The organism is Streptomyces sp. NPDC001027 (assembly GCF_040299045.1).
Classification (GTDB): Bacteria; Actinomycetota; Actinomycetes; order Streptomycetales; family Streptomycetaceae; genus Streptomyces.
In genome coordinates this window covers 63709-80331 of record NZ_JBEPBI010000014.1, presented here as the reverse complement: position 1 = coordinate 80331, position 16623 = coordinate 63709, and the positions used below count along the sequence as shown (strand labels likewise).

Sequence of the window (16623 nt, the reverse complement as noted above, 5' to 3'; positions counted from 1 at the left end):
GCCCCCCGTTCCCCGGGGGGCCGTCGGCGTATCCGGCCAGGGCTGCCGGGCCGCCGAGGTCAGGGCTGTCGGGCCGTGGGGTCGGGGTGCGGGTCGTGGGGTGGCTCGGGGGCGTGCTTGAGGGTCATACGGGCTTCGACCCGGTCCGCCGCGGCGACCTCCGCCCAGAAGCGGTGGCAGGTCACGAACACCGCGAGCTCGTGCTCCCGCCGCCGCAGCTTCTCCACCTCGGCCTGCTCGTCCGCCGTCCAGCCGGGTGAGGCGGGCCGCTCGACCTTGCGCCAGCCGCCGGTGTCGCTGTAGCCGTCCAAGGGCTCGACCGACCAGGGAAGCCGCTTCAGCAGGGCCGACAGCTCGGCCCGGACCTGATGCAGCTCCTCCTGACCGGCGCGCAGGTCGCTGGGAAAGTCATAGGTCGTAGCCACGCGCCAATGGTACGCCTGTTCGATTTTGAGTAGCGAGCTCCTTCGGGGTGTTCGTGTGAACGAATGTTCGAATTAATGGCGCGGGGGTGGACTTGGGACGGGGCGTGACAGGGCCTGGGGCGTCAGGTCGACTGCCCGGCGTCGTCCCCGGTCCGGGCGGCGGCCTGTCGGAGCAGTGAGACGCCCAGCTGGTCCGTCTCCTCCGGTTCCGCGTTCAGACGGTGGACGACCACCCAGCGACCGTCGTCCACGGCCCCGGCGAACAGCGACGCGAGCTCTGTCGCCCCGTTGTGCCAGACCAGCCTGCCGGTCCGGATCCAGGTGGGCGCGGGGTCGCCCAGCCGCCGCTCCACGAGGAGCCGGACGACCAGGTCGGCAACGGCGCGTGGAGTCGCCCACAGGCCTCCCGCGGGGAGGATCGCGCCGTCCATCGTCCAGGGCCTGCGGGCGCCGCCGAACAGCCCTGGCGCCTGCAGACACCGCTCGGGGGCGGGACGCGCGGTGATCTCGGCGATGTCCAGCGGCTGCAGCACGTACGCCTCCGCCAGCTCCTCGTAGGTCGTCCCGGCCGCGGCGGCCAGGGCCGCGCCGAGGATCGCGTAGCCGAGGTTGGAGTACTCCTCGCCGCTCCCCGGCGGGTTCACGGCCAGCTCGTCCAGCCGGGGGAGGAGCGCGTGCAGCGCCGGAAGGTCGAACGCCGCGTACGGGTCCCGGTCAGGCAGGGGGCCCGGCGGCAGCCGGGGCAGGCCGGAGGTGTGCTCGGCGAGGTGGAGCAGCGTGATCCCGGTGGCGGGGGCCGCGGGCAGCCACCGTTCCACCGGATCGTCGAGGGCGAGCACGCCCGCCGCGGCCATCCGGGTCAGCGCCGTGCCGGTGACGACCTTGGTCAGCGAGGCGATCGGCACGTACCGGTCGACGGCGTGACCGTCGCTGAGGGACGGCGGGCCGGCGTGGGTGAGCACACAGGTCGGAACGCGACGACGCACGAGCGACCTCGCCCGCGACACGGCGTCGAGGACGGGAAAGGGCATGTGTCCTTCTTCCGTGATTCGTGAACAGGGCGGCGGCCAGGCCGAGTTCGCCCGAGGACGTCATGATCGTACGTTCGACGCCGACGTCCGCCGCGCGTGTCCGCACCCCGGCGATGCCCGCCCTGCCCGCCTCGCCCGCCCCGGACCGTGCGTGGACCTGCGCCGCGCGGCTGCTAGCGAGAGGCGCCGGGCGGACTGACGTCCGGTCGGGCGGCCGCCGCTCCGTGCAGGTCCGTCAACTCCCGCACCAGACGCGCCGTCACCGGCGCCGGCACCCCGTGCCGCTCGGCTGCGCGCAGCAACGCCCCACCGATCGCGTCGAGTTCGAGAGGCCGCCCGGCCTCGGCGTCGCGCTGCATGGAGGACTTCATGGCCGGGGCGAAGACGTCGTAGCGTGCGAGGACCGCGGCCGGGTCGGCGGGCGCGCCGCAGGCGGTGCTGACGGCGGCGGTCTCCTCGACCAGCGCGGCCAGCTCCTCGCGATGCCGGGTGCGCACCTCGCCCAGGGGCAGTGCGCGGCGGGTGGTGAGCAGGGCGAAGGGCGCGAGGAACGACATCTTCGCCCACAGGGCGGCGCTCTCGTCCGGCAGCACGCGGACCGTCGGACCGGCCGCCGTCAGCGTCCGCGCGAGCGCGTCGAGGCGCGGGCGCGGCACCGCGTCGCCGGTCAGGTCGATCTCGGCGAACGAGCTCCCGTGCTCGATCACCCCCGGGGCGACGCGGGTGGACTCGACGCGGATGACGCCGGGAGCGACCCCGTCCGGACGGTGGTGCGCACGCAGGGCGGCCGGGTGCTCGACGCCGTTCAGCAACGGCACGAGCAGGGTGTCCTCGCCGAGCGCCGGGGCGGGGACGCGGGTCAGAGCCGCGTCGAGCGCCGTGTGCTTGACGGCGATCAGGACGGCGTCGACCGGAGCGCGCAGCTCGGTGTCCGCGTCCACGGGGGCGGTGAAGTCGCCGAACGCGGCGCTGCGCACGCGGATGCCCTGCGTGCGCAGGACCTTCGCGGTGTCTTCGCCGGCCAGGCACGTCACCCGGACTCCCGCGCGGGCCAGCAGGGCGGCGAGCAGTCCGCCCACCCCGCCGGGGCCGAGGACGGCGACGGTGCGTATGTCGTACGGCATGGTGCTGTCGTTCCTCTCGTCGGTCGGCCCCGCGGGAGCGGTGGCCGCCAGAGAGATGATCGTGGCACAGGAGGGGGGCGCGGGGGCAGACTGTGGGCATGTGCCGGAGTATCAAGACGTTGCGTCCGCCCGCGTTGCCCGAGGAGGCGACCGAGGACGAGGTGCGCGCCGCAGCCCTGCAGTACGTCCGCAAGGTGTCCGGTTTCCGGGCCCCGGCCGAGCACAACCGGGAGGTGTTCGAGCGGGCGGTGGAGGCCGTCGCCGCGGCCACGGCCGAGCTGCTGGACGGCCTCGAGGTGCGCGGCGCGTCCCGCGGCGGCGCCACGGCGCGGGCGTAGCGACCCCTGTCGAACGTCCCGGTCCAGCCCTGGACGGCCTGTGCGGGGTGTGCGGCACGGGCGGCACGCGGGCGCGCTCGAGCCGCGCGGATCGCGGATCATCGCTGCCGCCGGAGCCGCCGGAGCCGCCGGAGCCGCCGGAGCCGCCGGAGCCGCCGGAGCCGCCGGAGCCGCGGGCCCGCGGGAGGTCCCTGTGCGGCCCCCGGGCCTGGCCGGGGCCGTTACGCCGGCTGGCGGCGCATGACGAAGCCGGCGGCGGCGCCCGCGCCGAACAGGGCGAGGACCGAGACCCCCGTCGCCAGCCAGGTCGTGCCCAGCCAGTGGGCGCCGAAATAGCCGAGGGCGGCGCTGTAGCCCGCCCAGGACAGACCGGCCAGCGCGGACCACGGGAGGAACTCACGCGGGCGGCGATGCGCGGCGCCCGCGATCAGCGAGACGACGGAGCGGCCGGCCGGGGCGAAGCGGGCCAGCACCACCAGCGCGCCCCCGCCCCGGGCCAGGGCCTCGCCGAGACGTTCCTGCGCGGTGGTCAGCCGCCGGGACCGGGAGATCGCCCGGTCCAGGCGCTCGCCGCCGCGCCAGGCCAGCCGGTAGGCCACCAGGTCGCCCAGCACCGAGGCGGTCGCCGCGGAGAGGATCAGGACCATGACGTCCGGCACGTCGTGCGGGACCTGTCCGGTCGCCGCGCCCGAGCCCGCCGCGGCGGCCGTGGCCGCCGTGATGACGAGCACCCCGCTGGGCAGCACCGGCAGGAACACGTCGAGGAGGACCGACAGGCCCACCACCGCGTAGATCCACGGGCTGCCGAGCAACGCCCCCACACTGTCGAACACCGCGAACTCCCCGTGTCTCCCCCGTGACGACCGACCGTGCCGCTGTGTCGCGGGGGAGCGGCAGGTGCGGCCAATGACAGCCATACAGCGTACGCCGGGGGTGTGACAGCGGATTCACGGGGGGCTCGTGTGTTCGGCGCAGCACCTTCACCCGCAGGATGCCCGCGACCGCCCGGCGGCGGTGCAGCCGGGCGGTCGCGGGAGGGGCACTGGCGGGAGAGCGCATCACGGGTGGAGCGGTCGCTGGTGGGGCGTGAGCTCGTGGGACGGCGCGTGCCTTCGGGTCAGACGGAGACCGCCGCCTGCTGTGCCGAGGGCTCCCGCTTCGTGGCCGCGCGGTCCGCGATCAGGCGGTCCAGGCCCAGGGCGCCGGAACCGGTGAACACCAGCAGCAGGAAGGCCCAGCAGAACATCGCCGACGCCTCGCCGCCGTTCTCCATCGGCCACAGGGCGTGCGGCTGGTGCACCTTGAAGTACGCGTACGCCATGGAGCCGGAGGCGAGCAGGGCGGCGGGCCGGGTGCCGAGACCGACCAGCACGAGGCTGCCGCAGACGAGCTGGATCACGGCCGCGTACCAGCCGGGCCAGGCGCCGGCGTCGACGGTGCGGCCGGCGGCCTCGGCGCCGAGGACGCCGAAGAGCGAGGCCGCGCCGTGACAGGTGAAGAGCAGGCCGACGACGATGCGGTAGAGGCCGACCGCGTACGGCTGCGCGGTGTCGAGACGAACGGACATGGTGGGGGGTGCTCCTTCGGTGTCGGACGGGTCGGTCCCGAAACGGGGAGCGGACCGGACCCGTCGTCGGGGGGCGGCGGTACCGAACGAGCGGTCAACGTTAGGTCAACCTCACCAATGCTTGCTAGTTCAACTTTGGCCATCGCTGACGAATATGAGGGGCAACCACCTTACGGATTACCCTTTTTGACGGGTAATCAGGGAGTAGTCGAAGAGCTGGTCCGGAGCGGGCGCTCAGCTCAGGAGGCAAGGTCGGACTCCTCCACCGTGGCGAGCGCCCCGTCCTTCTGCGCCTGCTCCAGCCGCAACCGGGCGGAACGGCCGCGCAGGGTCAGCGACATGAGCTGGTTGCCGAACCACGGCCCGCCCTTCTTGCGCCAGCTCACGGGAAGCCGCGGGCGGCGGCCGTGCCGTCGCAGGCGGCGGCCGAGAGCGCGGGCGAGGGCGCTCCAGCCGAAGCGGAAGCCCGCCCGGATCGACAGGGGGACGGAGTTGTGCACGGGGGAGCAGGTGAGCTGCAGCACCCGGGCGTCCGGCCCGGGCGTGTCGCGCCAGCGCGCCTCGGCCACATAGGCGTGGTGCACGTCCCCGGAGAGCACCAGCACACTCGCCGGCGCGTCCGCTCCCGTCCCCGTCTCGGCGATCAGCTCCGCCAGCTCGACGAAGGACTCCGGGAAGGCCGCCCAGTGCTCCAGGTCCGCGCCGCGCCGCAGTCTCTCCCCGAAACGGGCCCAGCGCGCGCCCCGCTCGCCCCGGCACAGGGCCGCGTCCCACTCCTCGGCGTCGTGCACCAGATGCGGCAGCAGCCAGGGCAGCGAGGAGCCGATGAGAAGGTGGTCGTAGGAGCCGGGACGGTCGAGGACCTGGGCCCGCAGCCACGCCCGCTCGCCCTCGTCGAGCATCGCGCGCCGGTCCTCCTCGAGGACCCGCGCCGCCCGGCTGTCGACGATCAGCAGCCGTACCCGCCCGAAGTCGCGCCGGTAGCTCCACCGCACGGACGCCGGGTCGGTGTCGGCCCGGTCGGCGAAGGCGCGCAGCACGTCGGTGCCGTCGGGCGCGTCGCGTACGGCCGCGTAGAGCGGGTCGGCGGCCAGCTCGGCCGGGGACAGGTTCCCGAGGTGCTGGTGCACCCAGTACGACATCAGTCCGCTCAGCACCCGCTCGCGCCACCAGGACGTGGCCCGCATGTCGGCCAGCCAGGCCGCGGAGGTGTTCCAGTCGTCGATCACGTCGTGGTCGTCGAAGACCATGCACGTCGGCACGGTGGACAGCAGCCAGCGCACCCCGGGGTCGCGCCAGGACTCGTAGTAGAGCCAGGTGTACTCCTCGTAGTCCGCGACCTCGGCGCCCGGAGGGTCGGTCAGCCCGCGGCGCGCGTCGATCCGCTCGCGGGTCGCGTCGGAGACCTCGTCGGCGTACACCTGGTCGCCCAACAGCAGCAGCACGTCCGGGCGTTCGGCGGTCGGGTCGGCGGCGAGGCGTGCCGCCAGGCCGTCCAGCGCGTCGGGGCCGACCGGGTCGTTCCCGCCGGCCGGGGGCGCCGCCCAGCGGCAGGAGCCGAACGCCACCCGGACGGCGTCGCCGCCGGGCGCGTCCCCGTCCCCGTCCCTGCCTCCGCCTCCGCCCTCGGTCCCGCCCTCGGTTCCGGGGCGCTCGGCGGCGGGGGAGTGGATCTCGGAGGGCGGGAAGCGGGAGTCGGACGGCGGCCACACGCGTGACCCGTCGAGGAAGACCTCGTACGCCGTCGAGGAGCCCGCCGTCAGGCCGCTCACCTCGACCAGCGCGTAGTGGTGGCCCGCCACCTGGAAGGTGCGGGCGGCGCCGCCCGCGCCGTCGGCACAGCGCACCTCGGCGGTGCACGGACGGCTCGCCTCGACCCATACGGTCGCGGACGAGCCGTCGGCGTACCTCAGCAGTGGTCCCAGTCGCAGTCCGGCCACGTGATCGCCCTCCTCCGTCGCACCGTACGGTACGGAACGACAAGGGTCCCGGGGGAGAGCCGGGCGGCCGCGGACCGGTCAGCAGCCGGCGAGATAGCTCGTCAGCGCGCTCTTCTCGGCGGAGTCCACCGAGAGGCCGTAGTAGTACTTCACCTGCACCCAGGCGCGGACGTAGGTGCAGCGGTACGACGTGACCGACGGCATCCACTCGGCCGGGTCCTGGTCGCTCTTGGACTGGTTCACGTTGTCCGTGACGGCGATGAGCTGCGGCCGGGTCACGTCGTTGGCGAAGGACTGGCGTCGGGCGGTGGTCCAGGCGCTCGCCCCGGAGTCCCAGGCCTCGGCGAGCGGGACCAGGTGGTCGATGTCGAGGTCGGAGGCGGCGGTCCAGGTGGCGCCGTCGTACGGGGAGTACCAACTGCCGCTGGTGGCGGTGCAGGCGGAGTTGGTGACGACGTTCGTGCCGTCCCGCTTGAGGATGTACTCACGCGTGTTGCACGTGCCGCTGATGGTGATCCAGGTGGGGAACAGGTCGCGGTCGTAGCCGGTGCGGTTCTCGGCCTGCACGGTGAGCGAGGCGAGGTAGGTGCGGGCGGTGGCGGCGGAGACCGGCGTGGGGAGAGCGGCGGAGGCGGTCGGGGACTGGAACAGCCCGACCGAGGCTATGAGGGCCGTGAGGGCGGCTATTGCGCTGAGCCGTCCACGCGCGTAGAACTTCGACATGCGAACTCCGTTGGGGAGGCGGGGTGTTGCAGCACGAGCACGGGAATGCTCGCGCCGCCGCGTTGCGGGGAGATGTGCGTCCGATGAGAAGCTAGTGACGAGTGCATGACACGACAAGGTCTACGGCGGAACGATCTCGTACACTGGACGGCGCAGAAGGGGAGTAGCTCTTCGCCGGACCGTCGACATACTGCTCAGCTCGTCTGAGCCGGCGCCCGGAGGCGAGTCCGTGATGACGGGGCCCGCCAGCGAGACCTTCGGCAAGCAGTGCCCATCCGTGCCGCACGGCACGGATGACGTGTGCTGCCGTGCCGAGGCGTCTTCGCGAGGATCTTCGCAATGACTGCAGCACTCTCGGCGGGGCGGCCCGACCGATAGAGGAACCTTGATCAGCATCACCGTGACGGCGCTCGTGTTCGGCGTCGTCTTCCTGGCCGAGCTGCCGGACAAGACCGCTTTGGCCGGACTCGTCCTCGGCGCCCGCTACCGCGCCTCGTACGTCTTCGCGGGCATCGCCGCCGCCTTCGCCCTGCACGTCACCCTCGCCGTCGCGGCGGGCAGCGTGCTCACCCTGCTGCCGCAGCACATCGTGCACGCGCTGACCGGCGTCCTCTTCCTCGGCGGCGCGGCCGTGCTGCTGCTGAAGAAGGACGAGGACGACGAGGAGGTCCGGCGGCCCGAGGACCAGTCCTTCTGGAAGGTCGCCGGCGCCGGTTTCATGCTCATCCTCGTGGCCGAGTTCGGCGACCTCACCCAGATCATGACGGCCAACCTGGCCGCCCGTTACGACGATCCGCTCTCCGTCGGCCTCGGCGCGGTGCTGGCGCTGTGGGCGGTGGCCGGCCTCGGCATCGTCGGCGGAAAGGCCCTGATGAAGCGGGTGCCGCTGACGCTGATCACCCGGATCGCGGCCCTGCTGATGCTGCTGCTGGGCGTGTGGAGCCTCTGGGAGGCGATCGCCGGCTGAGGCCGGGTGGCGCCGAAGGGCCCTTGTTTTGTACCGTAGGGAAACAAAGTGGCTCCCGCTCGTTTTCCCTGACCGGCGGGCGGGGCCGCCTTGTCCTTACCTCCCTGGAGCTGATGATGCCGGTCCTCACCGCCCGCGCCCTCCTCCTCGACATGGACGGCACCCTCGTCGACTCAGGCGCCGCCGTGGAGCGGATCTGGCGGCGCTGGGCCCAAGCCCACGGACTCGACGGCGACGAGGTCATGAAGGTCGTCCACGGTCGGCAGGGGCAGGCCTCGATGGCCGTGCTGCTGCCCGACCGGCCCATGAGTGCGAACCTCGAGGACAACGCGCGGATGCTCGCGGCGGAGACGGCCGACCTGGACGGCGTCGTCCCGGTGCCCGGCGCGCCCGAGTTCCTCGCCTCCCTGCGCGGCGTCCCGCACGCCCTGGTCACCTCGGCCGACGTCTTGCTGTGCATGGCCCGGATGGCCGCGGCGGGGCTGGAGCTCCCAGAGGTGCGCGTCACCGCGGAGTCGGTGGGTGCGAGCAAGCCGGACCCCGAAGGCTTTCTGAAGGCCGCGGCGGAGCTGGGCGTCGATCCGGCGCACTGCGTCGTCTTCGAGGACTCCGGGGCGGGCATCGCGGCGGGGCGGGCCGCCGGCATGCGAGTCGTCGGCGTGGGGCCGCGAGCGGCGGCGCACGGGCCGGACGCGGTCGTGCGGGATCTCCGCGAGGTGCGGGTGGAGGCCATAGGGGGCGCGGGCGGCATGCGGGATGCCGTTGGCGCCGGGGATGCCGGCGGCGCGGGGGAGGCGGCGGTCCGGATCCACCTCGGCTGAGCCCGGGGCGGCGGGTTCGAGTTCGGGTCCTCCGTGGTTTTCGATTGGCCCGGGGCGGGGCGGGGCGGGGCGGGGCGGGGCCGGGGCCCGGGAGGCGGCTAAGGCTCCTTCGTCTCGGATTCCAGACGGGCCCGGGTCACCGGGCCGTACACGCCCATGCCGTCCTCCGTCGTCCCCCGTGACCGCTGGTAGTCGCGCAGGGCGTCCTCGACCTCGCCGCTGAAGGAGCCGTCGGCCTCGCCGTCGTAGAAGAACACCGCCTTCAGCCGCAGTTGCAGTTCGGTCACCTCGGCTCCCTGGTCGCCGCGCTGCAGGGAGGCCACGCGGGCGGCGCCGTTGTGGATGACGTCGGCGCTCTGGTCGGGTCCCGAGGGGCGCGGGGCGTCGGCGGTCGCCGCCGCCGTGCTCGCCTCGGTCGACGGGGACGCGGTGGGCGTGGCGCTCTCCGGCGTCACGGACGGCGACGGGCTCTCGCTCCCGGCGGGCGACGGCGGGGCCTCGGATCGGGAGGCGGACGGGGGCGCGGAGCGGCTCGCCGACGGCGACGCGGCGGACGCGCTGACGGACGGGGCGGGCACGGCGGCCCGCACGTCCTCGGGGGCCGCGCTCTCGCGGGTCGGCTTCTCGTAGGTGAACAGTCCGGCGGCGAAACCGGCCGCGGTCACCACGGCGACGACGGCGCCTGTCGTCGCGATCAGCAGCGTCCGGCGGCGGCGCGGACGCGGGCGCGCTTCCTCGGCGTCCTGGTGAGGCCTGCCGGCGTACCCCGTCCCGAACAGTCGTAGATCGGCTGCGGCGGGCTCGAGGCCCGGGGGAGCGAGCGGAGTGGGCAGCGCCACCGTGGCGTCCGGCGGAGGGGCGAGGGGGTCCACGCGGCGCAGGGGCATGGTCGCGTCGGCCGGAACCCCCGGAACCCCCGGAACCCCCGGAACCGTCGGCACCGGCATCGTCACGTCGGTCGCGCCGGGGATCTCCCGCCGGATCGTTCCGTCCGGTTCCGCTTCGTCGAGTTCCACGTATGGCCGAATGCGCAACGGATCGAAGTCCTCCGCGGCGGCCGCCTCCGCCGTGCGCGTGTCGCGCAGGGCGTCGGAGGCCCGTCGGGCGCAGACGCAGGACGGGGTGTTGTCGGGCGCGCGGAGCGCTCCGCACTCCGGGCACGGCAGTCCCGGCCGTCCCGGCCGCCTCTGCCGCCCCGTCGGATCGATCACGTGTTCGGCCCTTCCCTTCCAAACTCCAGAGATTATGCAGATCCTCCACACAACCGTTCGCCCACGGCCCCGGAATGCCGTATTCCGTTGGGACTCGGGAGGACTCAAGAGGCCATAACGGGTCACACCGATCACGATGGAGAGGGTCACCGAGCCTCAGGAGGCATCCATGGCGTTGGACGCGCACAGCCGTACGGCGGATCCACGTCAGGAACACGTGTCCGGAAACGTTCTCGTCTCGATCGGCGCCCTGCTGCTCGGCATGCTCCTCGCCGCCCTCGACCAGACGATCGTGTCGACCGCCCTGCCGACGATCGTCAGCGACCTCGGTGGTATGGAGCATCTGTCCTGGGTGGTCACCGCGTATCTGCTGGCGTCGACCGCCGCGACCCCGCTGTGGGGCAAACTCGGCGACCAGTACGGGCGCAAGCGGCTGTTCGAGGCGGCGATCGTCCTCTTCCTGATCGGTTCGGCGCTGTGCGGAATGGCGCAAAACATGCCGCAGTTGATCGCCTTCCGCGCGCTCCAGGGGCTGGGGGGCGGCGGGTTGATGGTGCTGTCGATGGCGATCGTCGGCGACATCGTGCCGCCGCGCGACCGCGGCCGTTACCAGGGCCTGTTCGGCGCGGTGTTCGGCGCGACGAGCGTCCTCGGCCCGTTGCTGGGCGGTCTGTTCACCGAGCACCTGAGCTGGCGCTGGGTGTTCTACGTCAACCTGCCGGTCGGCGTCGTGGCGCTCGCCGTCATCGCGGCCGTGCTGCGCATCCCGCGCAGATCGACCGAGCACGTCATCGACTACCTGGGCACCCTCCTGATCGCCTCCGTCGCCACCTGTCTGGTGCTGGTGGCCTCGCTCGGCGGCACCACCTGGGACTGGGGCTCGCCGCAGATCGTCGCGCTGGCGCTGCTGGGGGCCCTGCTGGCGGTCGCGTTCGTGGCCGTGGAGCGGCGGGCGGCCGAACCGGTGCTGCCGCTCAAGCTGTTCCGCGTCCGCACCTTCACCCTCTCCGCCGTGATCAGCTTCATCATCGGCTTCGCGATGTTCGGCGCGATGACCTACCTGCCGACCTTCCTGCAGGTGGTGCACGGCGTCTCCCCGACCATGTCCGGCGTGCACATGCTGCCGATGGTGGTCGGCATGCTGCTCTCCTCCACGGGGTCCGGCCAGATCGTCAGCCGCACCGGCCGTTGGAAGGTGTTCCCGGTCGCCGGCACCGCCGTCACGTCGCTCGGCCTGCTCCTCCTGCACCGGCTCGACGAGCACAGCTCCACGTTCGAGATGAGCGTCTGCTTCTTCGTCTTCGGCCTCGGCCTCGGCCTGGTCATGCAGGTGCTGGTGCTGATCGTGCAGAACGCGGTCCCCTACGAGGACCTCGGCGTCGCCACCTCCGGCGCCACCTTCTTCCGTTCCATCGGCGCCTCGTTCGGCGTCGCGATCTTCGGCACGATCTTCGCGGCCCGCCTCGGCGACAAGCTCGCCGACGCCTTCGCGGGCGTCCGGCTCCCGCCCGGGGTGTCGGCCGACGCGCTCGAGTCCGACCCGCGCGGCATCGCGAGCCTGCCGTCCGACCTGCGTCCGAGCGTCCTCGACGCGTACGCCTCCGCGATCACCGACGTCTTCCTGTACGCCGCGCCCGTCGCCGTCGTCGGCTTCGTCCTGGCGTGGTTCCTGCGGGAGGACCCGCTGCGCGCCTCGGTCACCGCCCCCGACGTCACCGAGACCCTCGCCAGCAACCCGGTGGAACGCTCCTCGTACGACGAGGTGTGCCGGGCGCTGTCCCTCCTCGGCACCCGCGAGGGCCGCCGCGAGATCTACCGGACGATCACCGAGCACGCCGGCTACGACCTCGTCCCCGCCGCGAGCTGGCTGCTGCTGCGCATCAAGCGGTACGGCAGCATCGAGCCGTCGACGGTGGCCGAGCGCAGCTCCGTCCCGCTGTCCGTGGTCATCGAGGCGGCCCGGCAGATCGAGGGACGGGGTCTCGTCGTCCGCCGGGGCCTGGACATGGTGCTGACCGACGAGGGCCAAGAGGTCGCCGAACGACTCGCCGCGGCCCGCGAGGAGTCGCTGGCCGAGCTGCTCGGCGACTGGTGGGGACCGGACCGCCCCACCGACCTGGTCCAGCTCGTCAAGGAGCTGACCGGCGAGCTGTGCGGCTCGGACCGCGAGCAGCCGCACGACGGACGGCCGGTGAACCGGATCAACTGAGCTGCGGTGAGAGCCGTTTCTCGAACCAGTGGTCGGCATAGGGGTCGTCGTTGTACGGCTCGGTCTCGGCGTATCCCAGCCGCGCGTACAGGGCGCGTGCCTCGACCAGGTCGCCGCGGGTGTCGAGCACCAGGCGGTCCGCGCCGAGAGCGCGGGCGGCGTCCTCGGCGGCCCTGACGAGCATCGAGGCCCCGCCTGTGCCGCGCAGACCCTCCCGTACGAAGACCCGGGTGAGCTCGCCGGTCGACGCGTCCAGCAGCCGTACGCCCGCGGTGCCCGCCGGTTCGCCACCGTACCGGCCCATCAGCAACTGCCCCCTGGGCGGGGCGAGTTCGGCACCGGTGTGGGCGGCGATCTCCCGCTCCAACTCGGCGGCTGCGGTACGGCGCCCCTCGTGCAACAGGTAGTAACGGTCGCTGACTTCGGTGTAGTACGCCCGCCAGAGCGCCAGGGCCTCGGGGGAGTCGAAGGGCTCGACGGCGATGGTCCACGACGTCGGCTTCCGTGGCGGTGGCGGAGGTGGGGGCGAGGGCGGGATACGGGCGGTCATCGGGACATTGTCGGCAGGCGGCCCCGCCGCCCGGCAACCGAATTCGCAGGAGCGCCGGCCCCTCCGACCGCAGGGGCGGCCGCTCCGGCCGTCGAGAGCTGTGCCGGGGTGCGTGTCGGGCCTGCTCCGCGGCGGGCGTCGTTTGGGAGAGGCCGTCCGGGCAACCCGAGTCAGGAACCGGCCCGTGGGGCCGACACACCGGAAGGCAAGGCATGTCCACAGGAGTGATCATCGCTCTGATCGTGGTCGTGGCGGCCGTAGTCGCCGTCGCGGCCGTCCTGGCCGTGCGGGCCCGCGGCTCGCACGGCGGACGCAGCCTGAAGCACCGCTTCGGGCCCGAGTACGACCGGGCCGTGGCCCGGCACGACGGAGACGTCAAGGCCGCGGAGCGGGAGCTCGACGCTCTCGTCGAGCGGCACGGCGGGCTGCGCGAGCGTCCGCTGGAAGCCGCCGAACGCGAGAGGTTCGAGGCTCGTTGGACGGCCGCCCAGGAGCGGTTCGTCGACTCGCCCCGGGAAGCGGTCGCCGAGGCGGACCGGCTGATCTCGGAGGTCGCAGGCGCCCGGGGCTTCCCGGACGGCGGCCAGTACGAGGAGCAGCTCGCCGCGCTCTCCGTCCATCACGCGCACCGCGTCGACGGCTACCGCCGCGTCCACCGAGCCGCCCGCTTCTCCGCAGACGGCGACGGCACGCGTCACCCGGGCTCGGCCGACGTCCCGGGGGCGGGCGGCGGGCACGCGCCCGGCACCGAGGACATGCGGACCGCGATGGTCGAGGCCCGCGCCCTCTTCGACGACCTCGTCGGCCCGGCCCGCCGCGACCCCGGCCACGACCGCGCGGCCCGGCCCGCGACCACCAGGGAACGCTCCGCCCATCAGCTGCCGTGGGGCTTCCACCGCCACCAGACGAAGGAGGGCTGACCGCCATGCCGGACACCACACCGAGCAAGGGCGCCGGCCTGGAGGACCGCGGTCAGGCGGCCGCGGCCCCCGCACCCCCTCCCGCCCCCGGCGCACCCCTCGCGACACCACCCGGTACCACGGGAGCCACCGACCCGACCGGCCCCACGGACCCGACAGGGGCCACTGGCCCGGCCGGCGCCGGACGCGCGCCCGGCGTGGCGGCGGGTGCGGCGGGTGCGACTGATGCGGCGGCGGCCGTGGAGCCGAAGCCGCTCCGCCCCGACCCCGGCACGTCCGCGAACGGCGCGGGCGGAACCGGAATCGCCCCCGGCGCGGGCGCCCGCGCTACAGGCGCGGACGGAATGGGCGCCGACGCCGCCGACACCGGCCGTACAGGCGCCGGCGGCAGTACGGCGGCCGGGGCGCGCGACGGGGTCGCCGCGACCGGTCGTCACGACGACCGCGGTGCGTCGTCCCTCCTCCCGGACGAGGAGTGCGACCGGATCGCCACCCGTATGCGGCACGCCGTCGTCGGCTTCGTCGACGGCCCCCGGGACGCCGTCGCCGAGGCCGACGAGGTGCTCGAGGAGCTCGCCGGACGCCTCACCGAGGCGGTGGACCGCCGCCGCCGTGCCCTGCGCGGCTCCTGGCAGCAGGAAGGCGGCGCAGCAAAGGCGGGCGGCGGCAAGGACCGCGGTCCGGCGGTCGCCACGGCCGTGGACACCGAGCAACTGCGGCTGGCCCTGCGGGACTACCGCGAACTCACGGAGCGGCTGCTGCACCTCTGACCACGCCCCGCCGCCGCTCAGTCCCGCGGCTCCCGCGGCACGTCCCCGGCCGCCGCCCGGCGCTCCCGCCACTCCTGTACGACCGCTTCGACGTCGTACGGTTTCATGCCCAGCGGGGGGCCGGGCGGCGGCTTGAACATCATGTCGCGCAGCTTCCCGTTGACGTCCGTGATGATCTTCCGGACGAGGCGCTCCGACGGCGCCGCGTACGCCGCCGCGAGCGCGTCCTCCGCCTCCTTCCGCAGGGCGAGGGTCGGCGGCAGCACGGAAAGGCCCTCGCGGGCCAACTTCCTTTTGATCCACCACAGTTCGTCGTACGACGTGTCGGTGACGGCCGGCAACGGCTTTCCCGCGCCCGGCAGTCGGTCGAACTCGCCGCGCCGCTCGGCGTCGCGGATCTGCTTGTCGACCCAGGACTCGAACGGGACACCCGGTGGCTTTCGCTCGGTCATGCGTCCATTGTGCCGGACGTGATGGGCCCGGGCGATTTATCATGCGGCGGCTGTACCCGCACACTTAGGACACAGGACGCCGACAGGCATGCCGAAGACATCTCAAGGGGAGCGCACGTGCTCGAACTGACCATGGCCACCGTCTCCGGGACGGAAGAGGGCGCCACGGCCGGCATGCTGATGGCCGACTCGCCGAGCGACCCGGGCGCCGTGCTGCGGGTGGGCCGGGACAGGTCGGTGTGCCGTCTCGCGACCCCCGACGACTGGCTGTTCGTCTCCCGTGTGCACCTGGAGTTCCTGTGCGGCCCCGACGGCTCCTGGCAGGTTTCGTGGCTGCGCGGGTCGCAGGAAGAGCCCTCCTCCGAGGTGCGGCTCCTCGTCGGTCAGCACGCCCAGCCGCTCGCCTACGGGGGGACCGTGCCGCTCGCCCGCGGCGGCTCCGGCGAGATCGTCGTCCTCGACCGCACCGGGCCGCGCAGCGTCAACGTCGGCTTCTACCACGAGGCCTGAGCCCTCCGCCGGGGCACGGGAGTCCACCGGGCCCCACGGGAGCCCGACGGGCCCGACGGGCCGCACGGGCCGCACGGGAGTCTGCCGGGTCGCAGGGGCTACGCCAGGACGCGCGCCAGCGCGAAACCGTCGTAGCCCTTCGCCCCCACCGTCTGGATCGCCGTGCCGCTCAGCCGCGGATGCGAGCCGATCAGCTCGATCGCGCCGCGGCTGCCGCGCACGTCCTCGGCGTCGCTGTCCGCGTCGGCGACCCTGCCGCCGCGGACGACGTTGTCCACGACGATCAGACTGCCCACACTCGTCAGCCTCAGCGCCCACTCCAGATAGTGGACGTTGTTGCCCTTGTCGGCGTCGATGAAGACCAGGTCGAACGGGGGCGGGTTCTCGTCCGCCAGCCGCGGCAGCGACTCCAGGGCCGCGCCGACCCGCACCTCGACCACCTTGTCGAGGCCCGCGCGGGCGATGTTGCGGACGGCGACCTCCGCGTGCCGGGGGTCGTACTCGAGGGAGACGAGCCGGCCGTCGGCGGGCAGCGCTCGGGCCAGCCAGATCGTGCTGTAACCGCCGAGCGTGCCGATCTCCAGGATCTGCCGGGCCCCCTGCACCTCGGCGAGGATCTGCAGCAGCTTGCCCTGGTTTCCCGTCACGCTGATGTGCGGCAGCCCGGCGGCGTCGCTGTCCCGCAGCGCGGCCGCCATCACCTCGTCGTCCGGGGCGAGACGGCCGGTGAAGTAGGCGTCGACGGCGTCCCAGACCTGCGACTCGCTCATGCGCTCAGCCTCTCGTGTGTCTGACCTGCCGGGGCGGCATGCCAGTGACAAATGGTTAGTTGTGCTAACAAGCCGTGTCAACGACGCCCGCCGCGGACGGCGTCCGTCCGCCCGTGCCGCACGGCTTTGGACGGCTGAATTCACCCACCCGGAGCAGACGGCCCGGCCGCGGCCGACGGCCGGCGGGTGGCGGGGCGTGCCGCTCGCCGCCGGGCGCACCACCGCCCGTCGCCGGCGCGACGCCGCGGGCGCGCTGCCGCGTCCGAGGGGCGTCCGACGCCGCCGTAAACACAGC

The 16623-nt window shown here is 73.5% G+C and carries 18 protein-coding genes; 7 read left to right on the top strand and 11 right to left on the bottom strand.

The features are described 5' to 3' along the window. Positions 1 to 59: 59 nt before the first annotated feature. From ABT300_RS07310 to ABT300_RS07300, 3 genes are all read right to left on the bottom strand, one after another. On the bottom strand, positions 60 to 425 hold the full coding sequence (locus ABT300_RS07310) for a DUF8825 domain-containing protein (RefSeq protein ID WP_351673020.1): 366 nt from the start codon (positions 423 to 425) through the stop codon (positions 60 to 62). Positions 426 to 547: 122 nt separating this feature from the next. Then, positions 548 to 1456 (bottom strand): serine hydrolase domain-containing protein, encoded by a 909-nt coding sequence (locus tag ABT300_RS07305; RefSeq protein WP_351673019.1) that lies wholly within the window; start codon positions 1454 to 1456, stop codon positions 548 to 550. 173 nt (positions 1457 to 1629) lie between these two features. Then, positions 1630 to 2580 carry a ketopantoate reductase family protein gene (locus tag ABT300_RS07300; RefSeq protein ID WP_351673018.1) on the bottom strand — a complete coding sequence of 317 codons (951 nt, stop codon included), beginning with the start codon at positions 2578 to 2580 and terminating at the stop codon, positions 1630 to 1632. Between the two features lie 98 nt (positions 2581 to 2678). Between ABT300_RS07300 and ABT300_RS07295 the strand changes: the two genes are divergently transcribed. Further along, the gene (locus tag ABT300_RS07295) at positions 2679 to 2918 is read left to right on the top strand and encodes a DUF2277 domain-containing protein (RefSeq protein WP_351673017.1); all 240 of its coding nucleotides are present in this window, start codon (positions 2679 to 2681) and stop codon (positions 2916 to 2918) included. A gap of 221 nt (positions 2919 to 3139) precedes the next feature. On the opposite strand, the gene ABT300_RS07290 is transcribed toward ABT300_RS07295, so the two are convergent. From ABT300_RS07290 to ABT300_RS07275, 4 genes are all read right to left on the bottom strand, one after another. Beyond that, on the bottom strand, positions 3140 to 3751 hold the full coding sequence (locus tag ABT300_RS07290; RefSeq protein WP_351673016.1) for a DedA family protein: 612 nt from the start codon (positions 3749 to 3751) through the stop codon (positions 3140 to 3142). Between the two features lie 284 nt (positions 3752 to 4035). Then, positions 4036 to 4485 (bottom strand): DoxX family protein, encoded by a 450-nt coding sequence (locus ABT300_RS07285; RefSeq protein WP_351673015.1) that lies wholly within the window; start codon positions 4483 to 4485, stop codon positions 4036 to 4038. Between the two features lie 239 nt (positions 4486 to 4724). Next, positions 4725 to 6425 carry an alkaline phosphatase D family protein gene (locus ABT300_RS07280; RefSeq protein WP_351673014.1) on the bottom strand — a complete coding sequence of 567 codons (1701 nt, stop codon included), beginning with the start codon at positions 6423 to 6425 and terminating at the stop codon, positions 4725 to 4727. 78 nt (positions 6426 to 6503) lie between these two features. Next, positions 6504 to 7148 carry an HNH endonuclease family protein gene (locus ABT300_RS07275; RefSeq protein ID WP_351673013.1) on the bottom strand — a complete coding sequence of 215 codons (645 nt, stop codon included), beginning with the start codon at positions 7146 to 7148 and terminating at the stop codon, positions 6504 to 6506. 385 nt (positions 7149 to 7533) lie between these two features. On the opposite strand from ABT300_RS07275, the gene ABT300_RS07270 reads away from it, so the two are divergent. Both ABT300_RS07270 and ABT300_RS07265 read left to right on the top strand, forming a co-directional pair. Further along, complete coding sequence (locus ABT300_RS07270) at positions 7534 to 8115, top strand: TMEM165/GDT1 family protein (RefSeq protein WP_351673012.1); 582 nt, start codon at positions 7534 to 7536, stop codon at positions 8113 to 8115. Between the two features lie 116 nt (positions 8116 to 8231). Then, positions 8232 to 8936, top strand: coding sequence for an HAD-IA family hydrolase (locus ABT300_RS07265; RefSeq protein ID WP_351673026.1), 705 nt, complete (start codon positions 8232 to 8234; stop codon positions 8934 to 8936). Positions 8937 to 9034: 98 nt separating this feature from the next. Here ABT300_RS07265 and ABT300_RS07260 read toward each other — a convergent pair whose 3' ends face one another. After that, complete coding sequence (locus ABT300_RS07260; RefSeq protein WP_351673011.1) at positions 9035 to 10147, bottom strand: peptidoglycan-binding domain-containing protein; 1113 nt, start codon at positions 10145 to 10147, stop codon at positions 9035 to 9037. Between the two features lie 169 nt (positions 10148 to 10316). Here ABT300_RS07260 and ABT300_RS07255 point away from each other — a divergent pair, with 169 nt between their 5' ends. After that, the gene (locus ABT300_RS07255; RefSeq protein ID WP_351673010.1) at positions 10317 to 12356 is read left to right on the top strand and encodes a DHA2 family efflux MFS transporter permease subunit; all 2040 of its coding nucleotides are present in this window, start codon (positions 10317 to 10319) and stop codon (positions 12354 to 12356) included. Here the strand turns inward: ABT300_RS07255 and ABT300_RS07250 are convergent. After that, positions 12349 to 12906, bottom strand: a complete 558-nt coding sequence (locus ABT300_RS07250; RefSeq protein ID WP_351673009.1) for a GNAT family N-acetyltransferase — start codon at positions 12904 to 12906, stop codon at positions 12349 to 12351. The genes ABT300_RS07255 and ABT300_RS07250 overlap by 8 nt on opposite strands. A gap of 212 nt (positions 12907 to 13118) precedes the next feature. Between ABT300_RS07250 and ABT300_RS07245 the strand changes: the two genes are divergently transcribed. Further along, positions 13119 to 13826 (top strand): hypothetical protein, encoded by a 708-nt coding sequence (locus ABT300_RS07245; RefSeq protein ID WP_351673008.1) that lies wholly within the window; start codon positions 13119 to 13121, stop codon positions 13824 to 13826. A gap of 5 nt (positions 13827 to 13831) precedes the next feature. Further along, entirely contained in the window at positions 13832 to 14596 is a 765-nt protein-coding gene (locus tag ABT300_RS07240) for a hypothetical protein (protein WP_351673007.1), read from the top strand. Positions 14597 to 14613: 17 nt separating this feature from the next. On the opposite strand, the gene ABT300_RS07235 is transcribed toward ABT300_RS07240, so the two are convergent. Further along, positions 14614 to 15048, bottom strand: coding sequence for a DnaJ family domain-containing protein (locus ABT300_RS07235; RefSeq protein ID WP_351673006.1), 435 nt, complete (start codon positions 15046 to 15048; stop codon positions 14614 to 14616). A 117-nt stretch (positions 15049 to 15165) separates the two neighbouring features. Here ABT300_RS07235 and ABT300_RS07230 point away from each other — a divergent pair, with 117 nt between their 5' ends. Beyond that, positions 15166 to 15558, top strand: a complete 393-nt coding sequence (locus ABT300_RS07230; RefSeq protein ID WP_351673005.1) for a hypothetical protein — start codon at positions 15166 to 15168, stop codon at positions 15556 to 15558. A gap of 98 nt (positions 15559 to 15656) precedes the next feature. On the opposite strand, the gene ABT300_RS07225 is transcribed toward ABT300_RS07230, so the two are convergent. After that, a complete protein-coding gene (locus ABT300_RS07225) occupies positions 15657 to 16328 on the bottom strand; it encodes an O-methyltransferase (protein WP_351673004.1) in 672 nt (223 codons plus the stop codon). Positions 16329 to 16623: the final 295 nt, after the last annotated feature.